This is a genomic window from Pseudomonas sp. PK-RTE-24, assembly GCF_054052265.1.
The window spans coordinates 3,310,075-3,333,056 of the sequence record NZ_CM133224.1 but is presented as its reverse complement, the minus strand read 5'-3'; the positions used below and the strand labels follow the sequence as shown (position 1 = coordinate 3,333,056).

General features: G+C 61.8%; 22 protein-coding genes. 8 read left to right on the top strand and 14 right to left on the bottom strand.

Going from position 1 to position 22,982, the window contains the following annotated elements; genetic code table 11:
- Positions 1-23: 23 nt before the first annotated feature.
- Positions 24-305, bottom strand: coding sequence for a GNAT family N-acetyltransferase (locus ACV8MC_RS14985; protein ID WP_016770879.1), 282 nt, complete (start codon positions 303-305; stop codon positions 24-26).
- Between the two features lie 639 nt (positions 306-944).
- Here ACV8MC_RS14985 and oprI point away from each other — a divergent pair.
- A complete protein-coding gene (oprI, locus tag ACV8MC_RS14980; RefSeq protein WP_003183784.1) occupies positions 945-1,196 on the top strand; it encodes an outer membrane lipoprotei OprI in 252 nt (83 codons plus the stop codon).
- 125 nt (positions 1,197-1,321) lie between these two features.
- Here the strand turns inward: oprI and ACV8MC_RS14975 are convergent, their stop codons facing one another.
- The 3 genes from ACV8MC_RS14975 to ACV8MC_RS14965 all read right to left on the bottom strand — a co-directional run bounded on the left by ACV8MC_RS14975 (position 1,322) and on the right by ACV8MC_RS14965 (position 3,462).
- Positions 1,322-2,293 (bottom strand): L,D-transpeptidase family protein, encoded by a 972-nt coding sequence (locus ACV8MC_RS14975; RefSeq protein ID WP_024013783.1) that lies wholly within the window; start codon positions 2,291-2,293, stop codon positions 1,322-1,324.
- Between the two features lie 212 nt (positions 2,294-2,505).
- Complete coding sequence (locus tag ACV8MC_RS14970) at positions 2,506-2,799, bottom strand: hypothetical protein (protein WP_016770881.1); 294 nt, start codon at positions 2,797-2,799, stop codon at positions 2,506-2,508.
- A 57-nt stretch (positions 2,800-2,856) separates the two neighbouring features.
- Positions 2,857-3,462 (bottom strand): arylesterase, encoded by a 606-nt coding sequence (locus ACV8MC_RS14965; RefSeq protein ID WP_161984070.1) that lies wholly within the window; start codon positions 3,460-3,462, stop codon positions 2,857-2,859.
- Positions 3,463-3,472: 10 nt separating this feature from the next.
- Between ACV8MC_RS14965 and ACV8MC_RS14960 the strand changes: the two genes are divergently transcribed.
- From ACV8MC_RS14960 to greB, 3 genes are read left to right on the top strand one after another with little or no spacing between them, the layout of a single operon-like run.
- Positions 3,473-4,156: an ABC transporter ATP-binding protein gene (locus ACV8MC_RS14960; protein WP_016770883.1), complete on the top strand. Its 684-nt coding sequence runs from the start codon at positions 3,473-3,475 to the stop codon at positions 4,154-4,156.
- A complete protein-coding gene (locus ACV8MC_RS14955; RefSeq protein WP_457262446.1) occupies positions 4,156-6,660 on the top strand; it encodes an ABC transporter permease in 2,505 nt (834 codons plus the stop codon). The genes ACV8MC_RS14960 and ACV8MC_RS14955 overlap by 1 nt, the downstream gene beginning before the upstream one ends.
- Before the next feature lie 34 nt (positions 6,661-6,694).
- Complete coding sequence (gene greB, locus ACV8MC_RS14950; RefSeq protein ID WP_071173132.1) at positions 6,695-7,192, top strand: transcription elongation factor GreB; 498 nt, start codon at positions 6,695-6,697, stop codon at positions 7,190-7,192.
- 6 nt (positions 7,193-7,198) lie between these two features.
- Here the strand turns inward: greB and ACV8MC_RS14945 are convergent, their stop codons facing one another.
- The 3 genes from ACV8MC_RS14945 to ACV8MC_RS14935 form a co-directional block, all read right to left on the bottom strand.
- Positions 7,199-7,507: a hypothetical protein gene (locus ACV8MC_RS14945; protein ID WP_041478394.1), complete on the bottom strand. Its 309-nt coding sequence runs from the start codon at positions 7,505-7,507 to the stop codon at positions 7,199-7,201.
- Positions 7,508-7,755: 248 nt separating this feature from the next.
- Positions 7,756-8,190, bottom strand: coding sequence for a DoxX family protein (locus ACV8MC_RS14940; RefSeq protein WP_016770887.1), 435 nt, complete (start codon positions 8,188-8,190; stop codon positions 7,756-7,758).
- 113 nt (positions 8,191-8,303) lie between these two features.
- Entirely contained in the window at positions 8,304-9,725 is a 1,422-nt protein-coding gene (locus ACV8MC_RS14935) for a transglycosylase SLT domain-containing protein (RefSeq protein ID WP_457262443.1), read from the bottom strand.
- A 234-nt stretch (positions 9,726-9,959) separates the two neighbouring features.
- Between ACV8MC_RS14935 and ACV8MC_RS14930 the strand changes: the two genes are divergently transcribed.
- From ACV8MC_RS14930 to ACV8MC_RS14920, 3 genes are all read left to right on the top strand, one after another.
- The gene (locus ACV8MC_RS14930; protein WP_457262442.1) at positions 9,960-10,766 is read left to right on the top strand and encodes a TatD family hydrolase; all 807 of its coding nucleotides are present in this window, start codon (positions 9,960-9,962) and stop codon (positions 10,764-10,766) included.
- Positions 10,767-10,973: 207 nt separating this feature from the next.
- A complete protein-coding gene (locus tag ACV8MC_RS14925; protein ID WP_457262440.1) occupies positions 10,974-12,455 on the top strand; it encodes a methyl-accepting chemotaxis protein in 1,482 nt (493 codons plus the stop codon).
- Positions 12,456-12,658: 203 nt separating this feature from the next.
- Positions 12,659-13,024 carry a terminase gene (locus ACV8MC_RS14920; protein WP_457262438.1) on the top strand — a complete coding sequence of 122 codons (366 nt, stop codon included), beginning with the start codon at positions 12,659-12,661 and terminating at the stop codon, positions 13,022-13,024.
- A 1-nt stretch (position 13,025) separates the two neighbouring features.
- Here ACV8MC_RS14920 and ACV8MC_RS14915 read toward each other — a convergent pair whose 3' ends face one another.
- The 3 genes from ACV8MC_RS14915 to ACV8MC_RS14905 all read right to left on the bottom strand — a co-directional run bounded on the left by ACV8MC_RS14915 (position 13,026) and on the right by ACV8MC_RS14905 (position 15,201).
- Complete coding sequence (locus tag ACV8MC_RS14915) at positions 13,026-13,820, bottom strand: acyl-CoA thioesterase (protein ID WP_457262436.1); 795 nt, start codon at positions 13,818-13,820, stop codon at positions 13,026-13,028.
- A 237-nt stretch (positions 13,821-14,057) separates the two neighbouring features.
- Positions 14,058-14,819 (bottom strand): CHAD domain-containing protein, encoded by a 762-nt coding sequence (locus tag ACV8MC_RS14910; RefSeq protein WP_457262434.1) that lies wholly within the window; start codon positions 14,817-14,819, stop codon positions 14,058-14,060.
- A 103-nt stretch (positions 14,820-14,922) separates the two neighbouring features.
- A complete protein-coding gene (locus ACV8MC_RS14905) occupies positions 14,923-15,201 on the bottom strand; it encodes a hypothetical protein (RefSeq protein ID WP_016770894.1) in 279 nt (92 codons plus the stop codon).
- Between the two features lie 214 nt (positions 15,202-15,415).
- Between ACV8MC_RS14905 and ACV8MC_RS14900 the strand changes: the two genes are divergently transcribed.
- Complete coding sequence (locus tag ACV8MC_RS14900; RefSeq protein WP_076563739.1) at positions 15,416-16,453, top strand: patatin-like phospholipase family protein; 1,038 nt, start codon at positions 15,416-15,418, stop codon at positions 16,451-16,453.
- A gap of 148 nt (positions 16,454-16,601) precedes the next feature.
- On the opposite strand, the gene ACV8MC_RS14895 is transcribed toward ACV8MC_RS14900, so the two are convergent.
- The 4 genes from ACV8MC_RS14895 to kdpB form a co-directional block, all read right to left on the bottom strand.
- The gene (locus ACV8MC_RS14895; protein WP_457262432.1) at positions 16,602-17,300 is read right to left on the bottom strand and encodes a response regulator; all 699 of its coding nucleotides are present in this window, start codon (positions 17,298-17,300) and stop codon (positions 16,602-16,604) included.
- A 48-nt stretch (positions 17,301-17,348) separates the two neighbouring features.
- On the bottom strand, positions 17,349-20,000 hold the full coding sequence (locus tag ACV8MC_RS14890) for a DUF4118 domain-containing protein (RefSeq protein WP_406226916.1): 2,652 nt from the start codon (positions 19,998-20,000) through the stop codon (positions 17,349-17,351).
- Between the two features lie 145 nt (positions 20,001-20,145).
- Positions 20,146-20,691 (bottom strand): potassium-transporting ATPase subunit KdpC, encoded by a 546-nt coding sequence (gene kdpC / locus ACV8MC_RS14885; protein ID WP_150742524.1) that lies wholly within the window; start codon positions 20,689-20,691, stop codon positions 20,146-20,148.
- A gap of 229 nt (positions 20,692-20,920) precedes the next feature.
- Complete coding sequence (gene kdpB, locus ACV8MC_RS14880) at positions 20,921-22,978, bottom strand: potassium-transporting ATPase subunit KdpB (RefSeq protein WP_252878661.1); 2,058 nt, start codon at positions 22,976-22,978, stop codon at positions 20,921-20,923.
- Between the last annotated feature and the right edge of the window lie 4 nt (positions 22,979-22,982).

Here is a 22,982-nt window from a genome sequence, read left to right as displayed (position 1 = left end):
TCCGGCGTTTTTGTGTGTGCGATTCAGATCTTCGCGGCGCGGCGCTGATGGCGTTCCATGTAGCGCTCGACGTACGAGCATGACGGGATCACCGTGTAGCCCATTTCTTCGGCGTATTGCAGCGCGCGTTCGGTCAGCGCTGCGGCAATGCCACGGCCGCGCAGGGCATTGGGCACGAAGGTGCGGTAGATATCCAGGGTCTGCTTGCCCAGATCCATGTAGGTCAGGTAAGCACGATGACCGTCCACAGTGGTCTCGAATTGATGACCAGCCTGGTCATGGTGGATGGACAACGCCTCGCTCATCACTACTCCTCGCGGGTCTTGAATTGTGACCCCTACCTTACCGATGTTTTTCCGGCGAAGGAACATCTACGCCACCCCGTGCCTGATGGACACTGAGAAGAGCCACACCGATCTCGCGCAATCTGACACCTGCTGAATAGTAGGCACCAATGGCGAAAATGCTCAAGGTACGCTCGTCATCGGATGGTTTGCGTGCATTGGCATCGATGCTCGCAGGTTCGGCCGCAAGACAATCTTTGCGTGCCGTTTGCCTGAACATTGCCGGAATGTTGAGACTTAAGACGTGCGACCTTTTTTAAAGTCACCTGTACATCAACAAAGATACGCGAAGCGCTTCGCAGAACCTGAACAAAAGTGTGGACGAATTCATTTAGAAAGACTTTAGCCGTAGTCGCAAAAACAGCGCGCGAGCGCGGGAACTTTTCCCGTTTGAGTCGCTCACGCCGGGGCTTGCAGCTGGATATTTTTTATACAGCGCAGTTAAAAGTTGCTCGAAAAAGAATCAACGCCTACAATTTTTTTTGCTTCTTGCGCTACGTCAGTTTACTTACTACAAGTAATGGGTAGTATGTACGCCGGCTATTTCCTCAATCGTGAGGAGACAGCCACTTAATTTGAAAGTCCTTGAAGGGGAACACGATGAACAACGTTCTGAAATTCTCTGCTCTGGCTCTGGCCGCAGTTCTGGCTACCGGTTGCAGCAGCGCATCGAAAGAAACCGAAGCACGTCTGACCGCTACTGAAGACGCAGCTGCTCGCTCCCAGGCTCGTGCAGACGAAGCTTACCGTAAAGCTGATGAAGCTCTGGCTGCTGCTCAAAAAGCACAACAGACTGCTGACGAAGCTAACGAGCGTGCTCTGCGCATGCTGGAAAAAGCTAGCCGCAAGTAATAATCCCTCGGGATTGTTATCGAGCCGATCCGGTTTTCCGGGTCGGCTTTTTTGTGCCCGGTGCTTTTCCCCGGGCAATAAAAAACCCGCCGACGCTGCTCGCATCGGCGGGTTTCGATCAGCTCTTATTGCTGCAGGTCGATCGGTGCACTGCTCACCATTGGCGCCGAGGTATTCGGCACGGCGATCTCTACCGGCAGGCCGTCTTCGGCCGCAACCACATCACGCACCACATCCCAGTTCATGCGCAGGTTGCTGGTGATGTCTTCACGCTTGAGCATCGCGTTGATCACCGCGGTGTGCTTGTCGACTACCGACGGATTGCCCTTGTCGTCGAGCGGCGTGTGCGCTTCCAGATAGACCTTGCCGCCACTGCGACCGAACTTGTACGGGTCGTTGATGATGCGCACCGAGGTGCCGACCGGGACCATGCCGGCCATTTCCAGCACGTTGTTGTTGAACATGCGGAAGCAGCCGTGGCTGGTGCGCATGCCGATACCGAACTTCTTGTTCGAACCGTGGATCAGGTAGCCCGGCGTGCCGAGGGTGAACTTGAACGGCCCCAGCGGGTTATCAGGACCGGCCGGCACCACATTGGGCAGCGGATCACCGTCAGCGGCGTGTTCGGCCTTGATCGAAGCCGGAGGCGTCCACGTCGGGTTCGGTGTCTTGGCGATGATCGAGGTGTGCGCGATCGGCGAGCCCCAGCCTTCACGGCCGATACCCAGCGGGAAGGTGTACACCACGTCACGGCCTTTCGGATAGTAATAGAGGCGGTATTCGGCGAGGTTGATGACGATGCCTTCCCGCGGGCCCGGTGGCAGGATGAAGCGCGTCGGCAGGACGATCTCGGTACCGGCGCCCGGCAGCCAGGCATCGATGCCCGGGTTGGCCGCAACCATTTCCGAATAACCCAGATCGTAGGTGGTACCCAGATCGGCGAAGGTGTCTTCGTACTTGGCTTTGATCACCTGCACCTGGCCGACGATGTCTTCGCCGGGTGGTGGCAGGGGAAGCTCCAATGCAGCAACGGGGCCGGCCACACACAGGGCGGCAAGTGACAGGCAGCGGGTGACGGCAGGAAAGCGCGGCAACATCCGGAAAATCCTTCGCATGATCATCAAGGGTATAAGAGCGCGATTGTACACCGCGGCTTGGGGATTCGGGGAGGTAGCACCGCTATTGGCGACAGGGTGCGTTCAAGGTGGGAGCGAGCCTGCTCGCGAAAGCAGTGTGTCAGCGACCATAAATGTCGATTGATAAAACCCCTTCGCGAGCAGGCTCGCTCCCACACTTTGATCTTCAGCGCTCAGAGTTCGAAACGCAGCTCAGGCCAGATCGGCGAGGTGCCGCGCTTCTGCGATTCGAGAATCGCCCGGCACAGCGAGCACAGGCGCTGATCCTGGAACACCCGGCGATCAACATTCGACCAGCGCGGTTGCGCCGGCAGCAGAGTGCCGCACAGCGTGCGATCAGCCGAGCCACCGAGTTCCAGCTGACGCGTCACCAGATGCACCCGCACTTCCTGGCAGGCGAACAGATCCAGCTGCTCGTCAGGCTCGATCAGTTGGTAGGCAAACAGGGACCAGGCAGGACGCGGCATCGGGGGCTCCAAATTAGGGGGCGCCACATTAGCCGAAAGCCTGCCTGTAGAAAAGCCTCATAACAGCGGTTTTAGCGTCGGCCAGACATTTTCCAGCAACTTGCCCTGAGCCCCGGCAGCCGGGTGCAGACCGTCGGCTTGCATCAGGTCCGGATGACCACCGACACCTTCGAGAAAAAACGGCACCAACGGGATGTTTTTCTCTTCGGCGAGCTTGCCGTAAACCTCGGCGAACGAATCGGTGTAGCGCTTGCCATAATTGGGTGGCAACTGCATGCCGAGCAGCAGCACTTTCGCGCCGCTCTGCCGCGAGCTGTCGATCATCGAGGCAAGATTTTGTTGCAATTGCGTTGGCGGCATCCCGCGCAGGCCGTCATTGCCACCCAGCTCGAGGATCACCAACTCCGGCTTATGCTCTGCAAGCAGCGCCGGCAGCCGCGCCTGGCCTCCGGCACTGGTGTCGCCACTGATCGAGGCGTTGACCACTTTATCGTCGAAACCCTCTTGTTTGAGGCGCTGCTCGAGCAGCGACACCCACCCCAGACGGGTATCCAGGCCGAAACCGGCGCTGATACTATCGCCAACGATCAGGACAGTACCCGCCGCTGCGTTCTGGGCCATGCACATCAAGGCCAGGCCAGCACTCAAAAACCATACACGCATCGGATTCTCCATGGGCGCAAGCATTCTCACCGCGAAGAACCTCAGCAAAGTGGTCCCTAGCGCGGAAGGTGAACTGACTATCCTGCACGAACTCAGCCTAGAACTGAACAAGGGCGACAGCCTGGCCATCGTCGGCGCGTCCGGTTCCGGCAAATCCACCCTCCTCGGCCTGCTCGCCGGACTCGACCTGCCCAGCAGCGGCGAAGTCACTCTCGCCGGCCAGGGCCTGAGCAATCTCGACGAAGACCAGCGCGCGCGAATCCGCGCCGAGCACGTCGGGTTTGTCTTCCAGTCATTTCAGTTGCTCGACAGTCTCAATGCACTGGAAAACGTCATGCTGCCGCTCGAACTCGACGGCCGCAAAGATGCCCGCGAGCGCGCCACGCAATTGCTTCAGCGCGTCGGCCTCGGCCAGCGCCTGACCCACTCGCCGCGCCAGCTCTCCGGCGGTGAACAGCAGCGCGTGGCCATCGCCCGCGCCTTCGCTGCCGAACCGGACGTGCTGTTCGCCGACGAGCCGACCGGCAACCTCGACAGCCACACCGGCGAGCGCATCAGCGACTTGCTGTTCGAATTGAACAAGGAACGCGGCACCACCCTGGTGCTGGTGACCCACGACGAACGCCTGGCTCATCGCTGCCGGCGCCTGATCCGTCTTGAAGCCGGGCTGCTGGTCGCCCCTCTGGAGCCTTGATGGCACGTCTGCCGCTGTTGCGTCTGTTCAGCCTTGCCCTGCGCCAGCTCATGCGCGATGCCCGCGCCGGTGAGTTGCGCGTGTTGTTCTTTGCGTTGGTGGTGGCCGTCGCGGCGAGCACCGCGATCGGCTATTTCGGCGCCCGCCTCAATGGCGCGATGATGCTGCGCGCTACCGAGTTTCTTGGCGCCGACCTGGTCCTTGAAGGCAGCTCGCCGGCCCGCGAGGAGCAAATCCGCAGCGGCACCGAACTGCGCCTCAATCATGCACAAGTGGTGGAGTTTTCCAGCGTCATTGCCACCGACAACGGCATTCAGTTATCCAGCATCAAAGCCGTCGACCGTGCCTATCCATTGCGTGGCGAGCTGAAGAGCGCGCCCGCACCCTTTGCCCAGGAAGAAGTCGGCGGCGAACCGCAACCTGGTGAAGCCTGGGTCGAGGCGCGCCTGTTGACCGCGCTGGATCTGAAGATCGGCGACAGCATTGACGTCGGCATGAAGACGCTCAAGCTGACCCGCGTGCTGACCTATGAGCCGGATCGCGCCGGCAACTTCTACAGCCTGACGCCACGGGTACTGATCAATCTTGACGACCTCACCGCCACCGGCGTGGTGCAACCCGGCAGCCGGGTGAGTTATCGCGAACTGTGGCGCGGCGAACCGCAGACGCTGGAAACCTATCGTGAATTGATCAAACCAGGCCTCGCTGCCAATCAGCGAATCCAGGATGCCCGCGACGGCAACCGGCAGATTGGTGGTGCGCTGGGCAAGGCCGAGCGCTACCTGAATATGGCCAGTCTGGTCGCGGTGTTGTTGGCTGGCGTGGCCGTGGCGCTGTCGGCCAATCGTTTCGCCAGTCGGCGTTTCGACGCCAGTGCCTTGCTGCGCTGCCTCGGCTTGTCGCGCCGGGAAACCATGGTGCTGTTCAGCCTGCAACTGACCGTGCTCGGCCTGATTGCCGCCATCAGTGGCGCCCTGCTCGGCTGGCTGGCGCAACTGGGGCTGTTCGCGTTGCTGCATGATTTGCTGCCAAGTGACGTGCCACCGGGTGGGCTGTTTCCGGCGATGGCCGGGATTGGCACCGGGCTGGTGGCGCTGGCGGGTTTCGCCTTGCCGCCTTTGGCTGCACTGGGTCGCGTGCCGCCGCTGCGGGTGTTGCGCCGCGACATGCTGCCGATCCCCTCGAGCACATGGATGGTCTACGGCGCGGCGCTGGGTGCGCTGGGCCTGATCATGTGGCGTCTGAGCCTCGACCTGCTGCTGACCTTCGCCCTGCTTGGCGGTGGCGTAGTCGCCGCGCTGGTGCTGGGCGGCCTGCTGTTGTTGCTGCTGCAAAGCCTGCGCCGCATGCTGGCCCGCGCCTCGTTGCCATGGCGTCTGGGCCTTGGCCAGTTGTTGCGGCATCCATTGGCGGCGGCCGGGCAGTCGCTGGCGTTCGGTCTGATCCTGTTGTCGATGGCGCTGATCGCACTGCTGCGCGGCGAACTGCTCGACACCTGGCAGAACCAGCTACCGAAAAATGCGCCGAACTACTTCGCGCTGAATATCCTCCCGGCGGACAAACAGGCTTTCGCCGATCACCTGATCAAGGTGTCGGCGCAAGCGGCGCCGTTGTATCCGGTGGTGCCGGGTCGGTTGATCAGCATCAATGGCGAGGCGGTGCAGCAAATCGTCAGCAAGGAGTCCGCCGGTGACCGCGCCATTCAGCGTGACCTGAGCCTGACCTGGGCGGCGGATCTGCCGGCCGGCAACAAGCTCACCGCCGGCTCGTGGTGGAGCGGTCAGCCGTCCGACGACGTGCCGGGGGTCTCGGTGGAAGGCAAGGTTGCCGAAAGCCTGAAACTCAAACTCGGCGATCACATGGTGTTCAGTGTCGGCGGGGTCAATCGCGAAGCGAAGGTCACCAGCCTGCGCGAAATCAACTGGGACAACTTCCAGCCGAACTTCTTCATGATCTTCCAGCCCGGTACCTTGAAGGATCTGCCGGCGACTTACCTGACCAGTTTCTATCTGGCTCCGGGGCATGATCAGCAGATTGTCGAGTTGTCGCGGGCCTTTCCGGCGGTGACCATCCTGCAGGTCGAGGCCTTGCTCGAACAGCTGCGCAGCATCCTCGCCCAGGTCACCCTGGCAGTGGAATATGTGTTGTTGTTTGTTCTGGCTGCGGGGATGGCGGTGCTGTTCTCCGGCCTGCAAGCGACGCTGGATGAACGTATCCGCCAGGGTGCGCTGTTACGCGCGCTGGGCGCCGAGCGGCAGTTGCTGATCAAGGCGCGGCGTATCGAATTCGGTTTGTTGGGTGCGGTCAGCGGTCTGCTCGCGGCGATCGGTTCGGAGGTGGTCAGTCTGGTGCTGTACCGCTTCGCTTTTGATCTGCCATGGCATCCGCATCCATGGCTGCTGGTGCTGCCGTTGATTGGCGCCGCGCTGATTGGTGGCGCCGGTGTGTTCGGCACTCGCCGGGCGCTGAACGCCAGCCCGCTGACAGTGTTGCGCGAGGGTTGATAGACTCACGCGGTCTTAATCACAAGAAGTCGCCATGAGCCGTTATCGCCCTCCCCGCACCGCCGGCACCGCGCTGATCACCCCCGAGGGTGAAGCGCGGATGCGCGCCGAATTCCATGAGTTGTGGCATGTGCGTCGCCCGCAGGTCACCCAGGCGGTGAGTGAAGCGGCGGCGCAAGGTGATCGTTCGGAAAACGCCGAGTACACCTACGGCAAGAAGATGCTGCGGGAAATCGACAGTCGCGTGCGTTTTCTCACCAAACGCCTGGAAGCGCTCAAGGTGGTCAGCGAAAAACCCAGCGACCCGAACAAAGTCTATTTCGGCGCCTGGGTGACCATCGAAGACGAGGACGGCAAGCAGTCGCGCTACCGCATTGTCGGCCCCGATGAACTGGACCTCAAACAGGGTTTGATCAGCATCGACTCGCCGCTGGCCCGCGCGCTGATCGGCAAGGCACTCGACGCGGAAGTGCGGGTGCAAACGCCGACCGGCGAGCAGTTCGTTTATATCGTTGCGATTGAATACCCGTAAGACTGATCAGCGCCGAGTGATCAGGCCCTGCCGCGCTACGCGGGTCAGTTGCTTGATCATCTCCGGCGCATCTTCTGCGCTCGGCGCTTGAATCACCGCCAGATCGAAGCTGTCCGTAGCGAAACGCGCCAGCGACTCGCCGTCATCGACAAACTGGATCAGGAACGCGGCAGGACCGCCGCTGCGACGTGGCCAGCCATCGAGATAACGCAACAGCGTCGGCTGGTGTTTGCCGCCAAGAAGGATTTTCGGGTTGCGCTGGGTGACATGTGCCGTGATCGGCGCGGGACGTGCTGGAGGGCGTAGTGCGTTCATCGTGTCGTGTCTCTGCCTCAAAAGTCTGCATGGCAGGTGAGAGGCAACACCGAACCAGCGCTTTAGCGGTATTTCGAAGCCCTGTTCCGGCTTCTGACGGTAACTGTAGAAGTCACCTGGCGCCCCGCAAGTAGCTGTTTAAATCGGCGCATGGGCAACATCCTAGAGAACGTGACCGATCAGTGTCAAGAATCGCCAGCAACAAAAAAGGCCCGCGCAATGCGGGCCTTTGCCTTGAGCCAGAGCCTTCAACCGGCGATGGCACGATCCGCCGAGAGCTTGCCGGCACCTTCGATCAGTACCGCGATACTGCCGGCCAACAGAGCCAGGGCGAACTCGTAACCGTTGTTGGCCATGAACAAACCGTTGCCGATGTGCACGGAGAAGATCGCAACCAGCGAGAGGAACGCCAGACCAAGTGCCGCCGGGCGTGCCAGCAGGCCGATGATCAGCGCCAGACCGGCGAAGAACTCGGTACCGCCAGCCAGCGAGGCCATCAGGTAGCCGGGGGTCAGGCCAATGCTTTCCATCCATTGCGCAGTGCCGGCCAGGCCGTAACCACCGAACAGACCAAAGAGTTTCTGCGAACCGTGGGCGGCGAAGATCACGCCGACAGCAATGCGCAGGACAGTCAGGCCGTAACCGGCGCGGGTGAACAGAACCTTGTTGATCAGAGAGCTCATGGTGCATTCCTTGTTGTGCAGAAGTGTTTGTGTGTTTGGGTTGGTCGCTATATTAATCAGTTTATTTCATGTTTAAAGCGCAAAAATTTCGCCATAACAATCGAATTGTTAGATTATTTCCGTGTAACCACTTTCTGCTGCCGGGGCTCGAGCGACTCTCGCTCCCGGTCGAATGCCAGGTAATACTTGTTCACGCTATTAACATAGCTGACGGCGCCCATCCCCACCTGCTCCATGGCAATGCGCTCGACCTGGAAGAACCACTGGTTGGGATTGAGGCCACGGCGGCGGGCTTCGGCGCGCATGCCCTGGACGCGCTCGGGGCCGATATTGTAAGCGGCGAGGGTGAAGGCCATGCGCTCACGCTCGTTGAGTTTCGGGCTGTTGAAGAACTTGCGGCGGATCATCGCCAGGTACTTGGCGCCGGCCTGCACATTCGCATCGAGATTCTGGATATTGCTCACGCCGACCCGCTGCGCGGCGGACGGGGTGATCTGCATCAGCCCGGTCGGACCGCTGCCGCTGCGAGCGTTGGGCTGCAGACGCGATTCCTTGAACGCCAGCGCCGCCAGGTTAAGCCAGTCCATGTTCTGCGCATCGGCGTGCTTTTGCAGGGTCGGACGGAGTTTTTCCAGACGCTGGCGATCGGCCTTGGCCAGCGGATTGTGCACCTGATACAGGCGTCGATAGATGCGCAGGAAAGCGGCGTCTTCGTCCGACGGTCTCTTGTAACCGGTGAGGAAGCGATCGATGCTCGCGCGCAACATCGACGCATCGCGACGCACAAACCAATGTTCTTCGCCCGGCTCGCCGAGGCTCAGCTGCCGATCGAGACGCAGCTTCGGCAGGATCTTGCCCCAACGCTCGGCAATCGGTTGCTCGACAATGGTCAGGTGGAAAATCCCGCCCTGGACCATCTCCAGCACATCTTCGACCGCCAGCGTCGGATCGACCCACTCGATATTGATCGGCGCCAGTTTGTGCAGCGCCAGTTTCTGGTTGAGCTGACTGACCACCTCCCCCGCCGCACTACCGGTGGGCAAGGCCAGGGTCTTGCCGGACAGTTGCTCGACCTTGGTGTAACGGCGCTGGCCCTTGATCCCGACCAGCACCAGCGGCACGTTGCTGGCAATTGGCTCACTGCTGGCGACCGCGTAGCCAGAAGGCAGATCGAGCAATTCACCGGGCGCGACCATATCGCCTTCGCCGCGCTGCAAGGCGCCGAGCAATTGATCCTTGGCTTTGGGAATGATCTTGAGGGTGACTTCCTGGCCGTCGCGAGCATGGCCATTGAGGTATTGCTCGAACGCGCGCAATCGGTGGTACTCGACACCGATGGCCTGGCCCTCGACCTCGCCGGAGCTGTTGCGGCTCTGATTGACCAACACCCGCAACACGCGGCTGCTGCGGATTTCCGAGAGGTCGCGAACCTTGCTCGCCGGCACGGCTTGCAGCGGCCCGGGCAGGCGCGCGACCGCCGTCATCGGCAGCAGCAGCGCAGCACACAACAGCAGCAGAACCGAGGGACGATGCATCCACTCTCCGAAAAGAATACGGGGCGATTCGTCGCAAAAGAGACGACATCACCGAAGAAAACAGAGCGCTTTGCGCGCTGATAAAGTGCGTGAGACTGGCACAGTGATGGCATTGTCGCCACCCCGGAGTCCCCCGCGGCCTCAACAGACAGCCATAAGTCTTTGTAGTTCTTAGCTTTTCTTATAAATCTACAGCTCTGATATGCTTTCCGACCTTCGGCCCGAGGTAGCACCATGCAACTCATCGATATCGGCGTCAACCTGACCAACCCCAGTTTCGCCGACAAACACCAGGCTGTGCTCGACCGCGCTTATGCCGCAGGCGTTTGCCAATTGGTGCTGACCGGCACCAGCGTCGAGGGTAGCGAGCAGGCGCTGGAACTGTGCCAGCAACTGGATGAAAGCGGCCAACGGCTGTTCGCCACCGCCGGTATTCACCCCCATTCGGCCAGCGACTGGAACGCTGACAGTGCTCGTCGCCTGCGCAGTTTGCTGAACGAATCCAATGTCGTCGCGGTGGGCGAATGCGGGCTGGATTTCAACCGCGACTTCTCCCCGCGCGCGCAACAGGAAAAGGTCCTGGAAGAACATCTGGCGCTGGCCGTCGAGCTGCAATTGCCGGTGTTCCTGCACGAGCGCGATGCCAGTCAGCGCCTGCTGGAGATCCTCAAGGACTTCCGCGATCAACTGCCGGCGGCGGTGGTGCATTGCTTCACTGGCGAGCAGAAAGCCCTGTTCAGCTACCTCGATCTGGATCTGCACATCGGCATCACCGGCTGGATCTGCGACGAACGCCGGGGCACGCATCTGCATCCATTGGTCAAAGAGATCAAGCCGGGGCGGCTGATGCTGGAAAGCGATGCGCCATATCTGCTGCCGCGCACGTTGCGGCCGAAACCGAAAAACGGTCGCAACGAACCGGCGTATCTGACCGAAGTGTTGCGCGAGGTGGCGATGCATCGCGGCGAGACAGAGGAAGCGCTGGCCGCACATACCACCGCGTGTGCCCGGGCGTTTTTTAAACTCCCCATTCTCCCCTGACTGCACACGTCCCCTGTGGGAGCGAGCCTGCTCGCGAAGGCGGTGGATCAGCTACAAATGGGCTGAATGACGCAGCGCTTTCGCGAGCAGGCTCGCTCCCACAATAGATCTCGGCATCTGTTGATTCATATCAAAACTCCCGAATCTGCATAGCGGCACAATAATGGCACCTTGCCAAAACTGTTTCCGCTATCAGAGAAGACCTCCATGGGTGCCTGGCTTAGCAACATCTCGCTGAAATACAAATTCTGGGCGGTCAACGCGGTCGCCTTTGTCACCACCCTGCTGCTGGTTTTGTACGCCGTACATCTCGAACAACAGGCACGCAGCCACGCCGCGCAGATATCCGCGCAGGCGCAGGCGCAATTGCTCAAGGCCTGGCCGCTCGGGCAACCGTTGCCCAAGTCCGCTCAAGTGCTGACCTTCAAGCGCGGTGAAGTGCCGCGTCTCAACGATCAACCGCTACTGGAAATCAGCGGCAGCAACGGCTGGAACGCCATCAATGAGATGCCGCTGTTCGGTGACGACCCATTGATGGGCGCCGAAGTGTTCAGCCGTGCCGACGGCGAACAAGTGGCGGTCATCGCCTACGCCCCGAGCCTGAACCAGGTGTTCAGCGAGCGTTTCGCCAACTATGCATCGGCGGTCTTCGTCCTGATGCTGGCGATGCTCGGTGCTTCGCAACTGCTGATCCGCTTTCTGCTCAGCCAGCTCAACACGTTGAAAGACGTGATGCTGCACGTTGAAAAAACCGGCGATCTTTCTGCTCGTGTGCCGCTGGTGGGCAAGGACGAAGTCGGGCAGATGGCCAATGCCTTCAACGCCATGCAGGCCGGTTATCAACGCGTCGTGAGCACCGTTGCCAGCACCGCGCGACAACTGGATGACGGTGCTGCGCGGCTGGCCTTGAGCATGAATGATGTGCGCCAGGGCATGCTCGGCCAGCAGAGCGAAACCGACCAGGCTGCCACCGCGATCAACGAAATGACCGCCACCGTTTATCACATCGCGCAACACGCCGGCGCCACCCGCGATCTGTCGAAAACCGCCGATGGCCTCGCCGGCAGCGGTCAGCAGGTGGTGGCGCGGGTGCAGCAGTCGATTGCCGGGCTGTCCAGCGGCGTGCAGCAGACGGCAGAAATGATTCAACGCCTGGCCGAGGACGGCCAGAAGATCAACGGCGTGGTCAGCGTGATTCACAGCATCGCCGAACAGACCAATCTGCTCGCGCTGAATGCGGCGATCGAAGCGGCCCGCGCCGGGGAGATGGGTCGCGGCTTTGCCGTGGTCGCCGATGAAGTGCGCAATCTCGCCAAGCGCGTGCAGGCGTCGACTGACGAGATCACCGGCATGATCGCCGCGTTGCAGGCCGGCACCCGCGATGCGGTGGATTTCATGCAGGAGAGTTCGTACAAGGCCGACGACTGCGTGCAGCAAGCGCAGGAGGCTGGCGCGGCGCTGGCGGAAATCACCGGGGCGGTGGCGCAGATGCGCGAAAGCAACACGCAGATTGCCGTGGCAGCGGAACAGCAGAGTCAGGTTGCCGAGGAGATGAACCGGGCGGTGGTGAGTATTCGTGACGTGACTGAAAATACCGTGCAGCAGACGGTGGATTCGGCGACGACCAGTAATGAGCTGGCGACGCTGGCCGGGGCGCTGAACAAGGCGATAGGTCAGTTGAAATTGTGAGTCCGCTTTCGCGAGCAGGCTCGCTCCCACATGCACCATTGAATCAATGTGGGAGCGAGCCTGCTCGCGAAGGCGTCAGAGGCATCTACATCGAATCCTGCGATGACGGCTATCACTTCAATAGCCAACCTTGATTCGCCGCCCTCCGCGCCCGGGCCTATTCTTCAACCATGAAGTTCAACATGGATCGAGGAGTAGCAAACATGGGCAAACGTCACCCCAACCTTCCCGCGTGGCAATGGCGCGCTTACCCGGGCAACCATCAGCATCCGACTAATCTGGTCCTGCACTTGATTGCCGTGCCGTTGTTCATCGTGGCGTTTCTGTTGATCGTGTCGGGAGTGTTCAGTCTGAGCCTGGCCAGCGTCGCCATCGGCGTGATCGGTATCGTCGCGGCGCTGGGTCTGCAGCGCCACGGTCACGGCCTGGAGGCGCAAGCCTCCGAGCCGTTCAGTGATCGCAAAGATGCCGTGTCACGTTTGCTGGTCGAGCAGTTTCTGACCTTCCCCCGGTTCTTTCTCAGCGGTGGCTGGCGGCGCGCCTGGCGTGAGCGCCACCGTCGGCATTGAGTCAGGCGAAGATCGTCACGGTCTGCCGACTCATGGCAATCAACTCCCCTTTCGCGCTCCACAACTTCGCGGCGACATGGCCGTAACCGTCGGCCGCGTATTCGATGTCGGCCAGGTATTGGCACCAATCCAGCGTGCTCAAGTCATGTAACGGCTGCACGAATTCGATGGTCCAGGTCAGCGTACTACCCGGTGTCGGTTTCTTCAGATACGGCAACAGCGCCGGAGGCCAGGCATCCACCAGCGCCAGCAGATGCGCCTCGTTGACCGGCTCCTCTTTGACATCCCCACGCAACCGCACCCAGCCGCCCATCAAGCGCGACGCCGTGCCGGAGAACGGAATGCCGCCGACGCTCCAGCGCATCGCCAGATGGCGCATGAATTCCGGGGTAACGCCTTTGATGTAGGGCAGCTCCTGGCATTCGTCCCAGTGTTTCATGGTCGGCGCAGGGTAGGCTTCGACGGCGACCGCCGACGGCCGCGAGGCGCCGAAGCTGCCCTGAATGATCGTCACCACTTGGCCATTTTGCATGGCGCGGCCCAACACCTGGCTGACGGCTTTGCCTTCACGCAGCACGTCAACTTCGAAACTCACCGGCACTTCCGGCTCGACCGGGCCGACAAAGGTAATCGCCAGCGAACGCACCGGGCGCTCCGTCGGCACCCTGGCGCGCATGGCTTCAAATTGCAGCGCGGCCACCAATCCGCCAAAACTGGCACGGCCCTGCCCCCATTCAGCGGGGATGATTACTTCAGGTTGTTGGCGGACAGCATCGAGCAGATCGCAAAAGCGCATGGCAACCTCGGAAAACGACAAAGGAATGCGCGGATCTTACCCAGCCCCGGGCGGCGGCGCAGCGCCTATTCCGGTCAAATGGGCTGACAGATAGGCCTTGGCCCGATTCCTTCAAGCGACAAATCACCTTGTGGGAGCGAGCCTGCTCGCGAAAGCGGTCGATCAGTCGACAACGATTGCGACTGACACGGCCTCTTCGCGAGCAGGCTCGCTCCCACAAGGAAAACGGAGTCATCCTCAGGAACGTTTGAAACAAGTCGCGCTGAGCTTTTCCAGCACTTGATCGGCCTTCAGCTCTGCCTTGATCAACCCCGCCTGCCAAGTCGCCACACACGGTTGCAGATCAGCCTCCTGCTCGGCACGCGCCAGCCATTGCCAGCAATCGTGCCAGTCGCCCAATGCGCCTTGCGCCGATTTCAGGCGTTTGTAAGCCGGTTTCGGCAAGCGATCCAGTTCGGGGTAGGCTTCGATGCCATAGCGCACGCGTTTGATCAGCAGGCGCAGACGATGGCGGTCATGGGCGGGATCGTGCAGCGCCGCGTCGAGCTTCTGCCATTGTTTGCCCAGGCGTTTTTCAATGCGTTTACCCAGATCCTTGAGCAAGCCCTGACGCTCGGACGCGCGCAGAAACCGTGGAAATGCGTCGAGAATCATCAGCAACGAAGCCAATTCAGCACTCGCCGCCAGCGCCGGATACGCTTCGGCCATTTGCGCCAGACGCCGCTGCGCAGCCTCGGGTTGATCATGCTCGAGCAGATACGCCGCGAGCACTTCGCGATCACGCCACGGTGTGGTCAGATCGCCCACCGCCGAAGCCGCCGCCTCCAGTTGCTCGACACCCGGCAAGCCGCGCAACGGCCGCAACAGACTGCGCAAGCGCCGCACCGTAGTGCGCAAATCATGCAACGCCTCGGGATCAGTGCGCGCAGTCAAGCGCGCCTGACATGCCAACAGCCGCACATCCAGGCTCAACACATGAGCCACCAAGCGATCGATCATGGGGTCTACTCCGTAGGCAGCTGCAAGTTTCTAGCTACAAGCTTCAAGCTGAATGCGTTTGCTTCAAAGCTTGTGGCTGGCAGCTAGAAACTTGCAGCGGCTGTTAACGTCCTGCGCGGGACTCGCGAATGTAGAAGCGGGCTTTTTCGGCTTTTTTGCTGCAGCCTTCGAAGCCTTCGAATTGTTGCTGGGTCTTGGCGGCGGTCAGCAGCGACAGCGCTTTGGAATAGCTGACGGTGCCGGCGAAGCCTTCAGCCTTGGCCAGGTCCAGTTCGTGCCAGGCCGCGTCGAGTTGGCTGCCGCAGCTGTCGCGGTACGCGGTTTTGCCGGCGCAACCGGCCAGAACCAGAGCCATCAACGGTACACAGATCCAGGCTTTCATCACTCACACCTCAAGGTAGGTCAACAGTCGTGCAGGTAAGACGGTCAAGCGGCGAAAAAGTGCCTCGCTGGCCGGTCAAACCACGTGGCGCAGAGCATAGCGCGCAAGCGTGCGCCGCGAACGAAAAACGACGTCACTGCTTCACGCAACGACCTTGGCGATTGAGCCGCTTGGCCGATGCGTGCATTGTGCAGGCTTGTCGGGAGGAAGTTTGATGAAAAAGCGTGTCGCACTGGTGCTGGGCTCCGGTGGCGCCCGGGGCTATGCCCATATCGGCGTTATCGAAGAAATTGAAAGACGCGGCTACGACATCGCCTGCATTGCCGGTTGTTCGATGGGCGCGGTGGTCGGCGGGATCTATGCCGCCGGCAAACTGGATGAGTACCGGCGCTGGATCGAAAGCCTTGATTACCTCGACGTGCTGCGTCTGGTCGATGTGAGTTTCCGTCTCGGCGCGATTCGCGGCGAAAAGGTCTTCGGGCAGATTCGCAAGATCGTCGGCGAGATCAACATCGAAGACCTGCGCATCCCCTACACCGCCGTCGCCGCCGACCTGACCAATCAGCAGGAAATCTGGTTTCAGGAAGGCTGCCTGCACCAGGCCATGCGCGCCTCGGCGGCGATTCCCAGCCTGTTTACCCCGGTGATGCAGGGCAACCGCATGCTGGTCGACGGCGGCATTCTCAATCCGTTGCCGATCGTTCCGGTGGTATCGAGCCACTGCGATCTGATCATCGCGGTCAACCTCAACGCCACCAATCAGCGCCAGTACAAATTGCCGGTGATCGAGCGGCCAGCGGCGTTCCGTTCGCGCTTCGACAGTCTGATCAAATCCATGGGTTCGAAGTTGCCGTTCCGGCGTAAACAGGCCGAGCAATTGTTGAAGCTGGAACAGGAAGCGTTGCGCGCCGAGGCGGCGGAGATCAATCCGTGGCTCGAAGGCGTCGAACCGGAAAGCCAACAACCGGCCGCCGCCCCGGAACGCGAAGGCGCGCCGAAATCCGCTACCGGCTCGTTCATCATCGATAACGTCGGGCCGGCGTCGCTGCTGGATTTGATCAACCAGAGTTTCGAGGTGATGCAGACCTCACTGGCGCAGTACAAGATTGCCGGGTATCCGCCGGACATCCTGATCAACGTGCCGAAGCGGGTATGCCGGTTTTTCGAGTTCTACAAGGCGCCGGAGTTGATCGCGCTGGGCAGACAGATTGCCAGTGATACGCTGGATCGGTATGAGCAGGAGCAGGGTTGATTACCTGAAGGCTGTGGGTGAATGTTCCGGCCTCATCGCGGGCAAGCCCGCTCCCACAGGGTTCTCGGGGGAAATGAAATCTGGGTGATACATAGCTCACTGTGGGAGCGGGCTTGCCCGCGATGGCGCCCGACCATACAACACAAAACTACAACCCATCAGCACTCAACAACCGATACCCAACCCCCGCCTCAGTCACAATAAACCGCGGCCGGGTCGGGTCATCCGCCAGTTTCTGCCGCAGGTGCCCGACCACGATGCGCAGATAATGACTGTCCTCGGTGTGCGTCGGCCCCCAGATATCCTTGAGCAACTGCTGCTGGGTGATCACCCGCCCCGGATGCCGCGCCAGTTGCGCGAGCACCGCGTATTCCTTGCGGGTCAGGGCGACTTCGGCGCCATCGAGCAGCACGCGCCGATAGGCCAGATCCACGGTCAACGGGCCGAAACTCAGCGCCGCTGGCTGCGCCTCCCCCGCCGGTGCCTGGCGCAACAACGCGCGGATCCTGGCGAGAAATTCCTGGATGCCGAACGGTTTGGTCACATAGTCATTGGCGCCGCCATCCAGCGCTTCGACCTTTTGCCCTTCACTGGCGCGCACAGACAACACCAGCACTGGCGTGGTCGCCCACTCGCGCAGTTCGCGCAGGACCTGCTGACCGTCCATGTCCGGCAGGCCGAGGTCGAGCACCACCAGGTCCGGTTTGCTCAGCGCGGCTTGTGCCAGGCCTTCAGCGCCGGTGCCGGCTTCGAGCACTTTATAGCCTTGTGAAGCGAGGCTGATGCGCAGGAATTTGCGGATCTGCGGTTCGTCGTCGATGACCAAAATGGTCGCGGTCTGGCTCATGAATTCACATCAACACAATAGATTGGCAAGAGAGTAGCGCAGTCGACTTCAAGCTTCACCGTCCATCCCCGGTTGTGCCTGCAACGGCAGGTGCAAGGTGATGCAGGTGCCGCGCCCGTCGATGCCGTCAGCCACGGAAATACGCCCGCCGTGCGCGCCGACCATGCCCTGACAGATCGCCAGTCCCAACCCCGTGCCCTGCCCGCCGCGATCACCGCGCGCGGCGGTGTAGAACATGTCGAAAATCTTCGCTCGATCCTCTTCGGGAATCCCCGGGCCTTCATCGCTGACCGCAAAGAAAATTTCCTGCTCATCGGCACCCGCGCGCAGTTGCAGGCGACCGTGGCTGGGGGAAAAGCGCGCGGCGTTCTCCAGCACATTGACCAGCGCCTGCTCGATCAACGCCGCGTGCACGTACAGCAGTGGCAACTCGGCCGGCACCTCGGTGCTGACCTGCAGCGGCGCCAGCACGGCGCGCAGGCGATTGAGCGAACTGCCGACGATATCGGCCGGCGATACCCAGTCCCGCGCCAGCTTCAGGGCGCCGTGGCCGAGGCGGGTCATGTCGAGCAGGTTCTGGATGTAGCGGTCGAGGCGTTCGGCCTCATCGCGGGTGCCTTCGAGCAGCTCGCGGCGATCCTCCAGCGGGATCGCTTCGCCGAGGGCCAACAGGCTGTCGATGCTGCCGCGCATGGCCGTCAGCGGCGTGCGCAAATCGTGGGACACCGAGGCCAGCAAGGCGCTGCGCAATTGTTCGGTTTCGCCGTGCAGACGCGCCGCTTCGAGGTCATCGGCCAATTGCGCACGAGCCAAGGCTTGCGCCAGCGGCTGACTTAGCGCAGTGAGCAAGCGCCGGCGCTGACCGCTCAAGCTCTGGCCTTCCTTGGCGCAAACACCAAGCAACGCCAGCGGCCCGTCCTCGACCGACAACGGCCACCACCACCAACGCCCCAGCGGCAAGGTGCCGGTGCCCTTGCCCGCCGGTTGATCGTGTTGCCAGGCCCAATCGGCGGCGGCGCGTTCGGCCTCGGTGAATTGCAGCGGCCCGCCGGTTTCGACTTTCCAGCCGCCCTGGCCGTCGCGGTTGAGCAAGCACAATTGCACATCGCTCCAGCCTTCGAGGTGTTGCGCGGCAGCGCTGATCACGGCTTGGCGATCCGTCGCGGCGGTGAGTTTGCGCGACAGGTCGAGCAGTTCGCTGGTCTCTTCCTGCGTATCGCGCAAGGCCTGCAACTGCCGCCGCTGACGCGCCGCGAGGTTGCCGGTGAGCGCCGCCATCAACAGGAAGAACAGCAGCGTCAGCACGTCTTCTTCGCGCTGAATGCTGAAGGAGAAATTCGGTGGAATGAACAGAAAATCGTAGGTCAGAAACGACAGCGCCGCACAGGCCAGCGCCGGGCCGAGGCTACTGCGCACCGCCACCAGCAACACCGCCGCGAGAAAAACCAGCGAGATGTTCGGCAGCGGCAACACACTCGACACCGCCCAGGCCAGGGCCGTGGCCAACAACGTCGCGACCAGCGCCAGCGCGTAGTCGAACCACACCAGCGTGACTGAATTGCGCGGGCGCGGTTGGCGCTGCTCGTGGTCACTGTCGAGCACGTTGATTTCCAGACCGTGCGCCTGACGCAACAGGCGCGCCGCCAGACCACCGCCGAACAGTCGACGGCGCAGACGTGGCCGCGACTGGCCGACCAGCAACAGACTGGCGCGGCGTTCGGCGGCGTGTTGAATCAGGGTTTTCGCCACTTCGCCGGCCCGCAACAGCACCACTTCGCCACCGAGGCGTTCGGCCAGTTGCTGGGCGCTTTGCAGGCGCAACCGTGATTGCTCATCCCGCGCACTGCCGTTGTCGACATGTACCAGACTCCACGGCAGATGTCGGCGCTGGGCGACGCGGCTGGCGTGACGCACCAGCCGTTCGGCCTGCGCATCGCCATCGATACCGACCAGCAAACGCCCGCGCACCGCCGGCGCGGCCTGCCCGAGTTGGCGATAGCCTTGGGCGAGATCGTTGTCGACCTGCGCGGCGGCGGTCTGCATCGCCAGTTCACGCAGGGCGGTAAGGTTGGTCTGGGTGAAAAACGCGTCGATCGCAGCGCGGGCCTGTTCCGGCACGTAGACCTTGCCTTCGCGCAGACGCTCGAGCAATTCACGCGGCGGCAGGTCGATCAGCAGCAGCTCGAAGGCTTCCTGCAGGACCCAGTCCGGCAGGGTTTCGCGCACCTGTACGCCGGTGATGCCGCGCACCTGATCGTTGAGGCTTTCCAGGTGCTGGACGTTGACCGTGGTGTACACGTCGATGCCGGCGGCGAGCAGTTCCTGAATGTCTTGCCAGCGCTTGGCGTGACGACTGCCGGGGGCGTTGCTGTGGGCCAGTTCATCGACCAGCACAAGCTTCGGCTTGGCGGCGAGAATGCCGTCGAGGTCCATTTCCTCAAGCAGCACGCCACGGTATTCGCTGCGCACCAACGGCTGCTGCGGCAGGCCACCGAGCAAGGCTTCGGTTTCGGCGCGGCCATGGGTTTCGACCACGCCGGCGAGGACCTTCACGCCCTGGCGCAGTTGCGTGTGGGCAGCCTGGAGCATGGCGTAGGTCTTGCCGACCCCGGGCGCCGCGCCGAGGAAAACCTTGAGCCGGCCACGGCCATCGCGGGGCAGGTCTGCTAACAGTGCGTCGGCGCGGCCGGAGTCGCTCATGCTTGATGTTCTCTCTTACGAATGATCGTTCCCACGCTCTGCGTGGGAATGCAGTCCGGGACGCTCTGCGTCCCATAAAAGCAGACGCAGAGCGTCTATTGATGCATTCCCACGCAGAGCGTGGGAACGATCGGTATCAACTGAATTACAGGTTTTGCAGTGCCAGATTCAGCTCCAGCACATTCACCACCGGCGGCCCAACCAGCGGCTGTTCGATGTGCTTATCGAGCAATTGCTGCACGGTCGACACCGGCAGATTGCGCGCTGCTGCGACACGCGCCAGTTGATAGGCAATTGCCGCCGGTGGCAAGTGCGGATCGAGGCCGCTGGCGGAGGTGGTCAGCAAGGCCAATGGCACCGGCCCCTGCCCAGCGACTTGTTGTTTTTGCGCGTCTTCGATTACGCGGGTCGCCAGGGCCGGATTGCTCGGCGCGAGGTTGCTGGCGCCGCTGGCGACCGTGGCAAAAGCCCCGGCGGACGGGCGCGGGTGGAACCAGTTGTCGCCGCTGAAATCCTGCGCAATCAGCGCCGAGCCGCGGACTTTGCCGTCGGCGTCGTGGATCAGGCTGCCATTGGCCTGAGCCGGGAAAGCGACCTGGGCGATGCCGGTGACCGCGAGTGGATAGGCGACGCCGGTGATCAGGGTCATCAGCGCCAACAGGGTCAGGGCCGGGCGTATCATTGTGGACATTTCAAAATCCTCGAATTCGTTGGGCAAACTTTTGCGGGGTGTCAGGGAGATTTTCCCCCCTCACTCCAGCCCTCTCCCCCAAGGGGGCGAGGGGGAAAGGGAGCCGATCCTTGCGCTGTTCAAAACCCGAGTTAGGCTCGGAATTTCAGGTCGGCGAACCTCGCACAAACACCTCGGTCAGTCCCCTCTCCCCCCGGGAGAGGGTTAGGGTGAGGGGCTCTTTTCAGCCTTACACCAGATGCAACGCCGTAAGCAGCATGTCGATCACCTTGATCCCCACGAACGGCACGACAATCCCGCCGACGCCATAGATCAGCAGATTGCGCCGCAGCAACGCCGCCGCACTCGCTGCTTGCACACGCACGCCACGCAATGCCAGTGGAATCAGCACAACGATGATCAAAGCGTTGAACACGATGGCCGAGAGAATCGCGCTCTGCGGACTGCTCAGATGCATGATGTTCAGCACGCCCAGCTGCGGGTAAATCGAGGCGAACAGCGCCGGCAGAATCGCGAAGTATTTGGCGATGTCGTTGGCGATGGAAAAGGTCGTCAGCGCGCCACGGGTCACCAGCAATTCCTTGCCGATCTGCACCACGTCGAGCAGCTTGGTCGGGTCGCTATCGAGATCGACCATGTTCGCCGCTTCGCGTGCTGCTTGTGTGCCATCGTTCATCGCCATGCCGACGTCTGCCTGGGCCAGGGCCGGGGCATCGTTCGCGCCGTCGCCGCACATGGCGACCAGGCGACCGTCGTTCTGCTCGTGACGAATGCGCGCGAGTTTCTTCTCCGGCGTGGCTTCGGCGAGCACATCATCGACGCCCGCTTCAGCTGCGATCGCTGCTGCGGTCAGCGGGTTGTCGCCGGTGACCATCACCGTGCGAATTCCCAGTTTGCGCAACTCGGCAAAACGCTCACGGATGCCTGGCTTGACCACGTCCTTGAGATGGATCGCGCCAAGCAATTTGCCGTCAGCGCAGACCAGCAACGGCGTGCCGCCACTTTGGGCGATCTTGTCGATTTCCCGCGCCAGCGCCGGGGCCAGATCGGTGCGCTGCTGACCGAGAAACGCCAGCAGCGAATCCACCGCCCCTTTGCGATACACGCGGCCCTGATAATCGACGCCAGACAAGCGGGTTTCCGCGCTGAACGGCACGGCGGTCAGGGTTTCCGGGGCCGGCTCAGGTTGTGGATGCAGACCACGAAGGAACTCGACGATCGACTTGCCTTCAGCGGTTTCGTCGGCCAGCGAAGCAAACAACGCGCCTTCGGCCAGCTCACGGCCGCTCACACCCGGCGCGGCGTACACCGCGCTGCAACGACGGTTGCCGAAGGTGATGGTGCCGGTCTTGTCGAGCAACAGCACGTGCACGTCACCCGCCGCCTCCACCGCGCGACCGGATTTGGCGATCACATTCAGGCGCACCAGTCGATCCATCCCGGCGATACCGATGGCCGACAGCAGACCGCCGATGGTGGTCGGGATCAGCGTGACCAATAACGCCACGAGGAATACCAGCGGCAGGCTGCCGTTGGCGAAATGCGCGAATGGTTGCAGGGTGACGACCACCAGCAGAAAGATCAGGGTCAGGCCGATCAGCAGGATATCCAACGCGACTTCGTTCGGGGTCTTCTGACGCTTGGCGCCTTCGACCAGGGCGATCATGCGGTCGAGGGTCGATTCACCAGGGTTGGTGGTGATCTTCACCAGCAGCCAGTCGGACACCAGCCGCGTGTTGCCGGTGACGGCGGAACGGTCGCCGCCGGACTCGCGGATCACCGGCGCCGATTCACCGGTAATCGCCGCTTCGTTGACCGCCGCAATACCTTCGATGACTTCGCCGTCACCGGGGATCATTTCCCCAGCCTCGACACGCACCACATCGCCCTTGCGCAGGTTGGCAGCAGGCACGATCTTGAAGCTGCCATCGGCTTGGCGGCAACGGGCGCTGAGGCCTTCGCTGCCGGCCTTGAGGCTGTCGGCGCGGGCCTTGCCACGACCTTCGGCCAGGGCCTCGGCAAAGTTGGCGAACAGCACGGTGAACCACAGCCACAGGGCGATTTGTGCGGCGACAAAGGTCGGCACATCAGCGTCCGGAATGAAGCACAGCACGGTGGTGAAAATCGCCGTCAGTTCGACCACCAGCATCACTGGCGAACGCGCCAATTGCCGAGGGTCGAGCTTGACGAAGGCTTGCACCAGCGCCGGACGCCACAGGGCCGAGATCGCGGTTTTGGCTTGTTCCGGCGCCTTGACGGCGGCGGGTTTGATTGCAGGCATATTCATGATG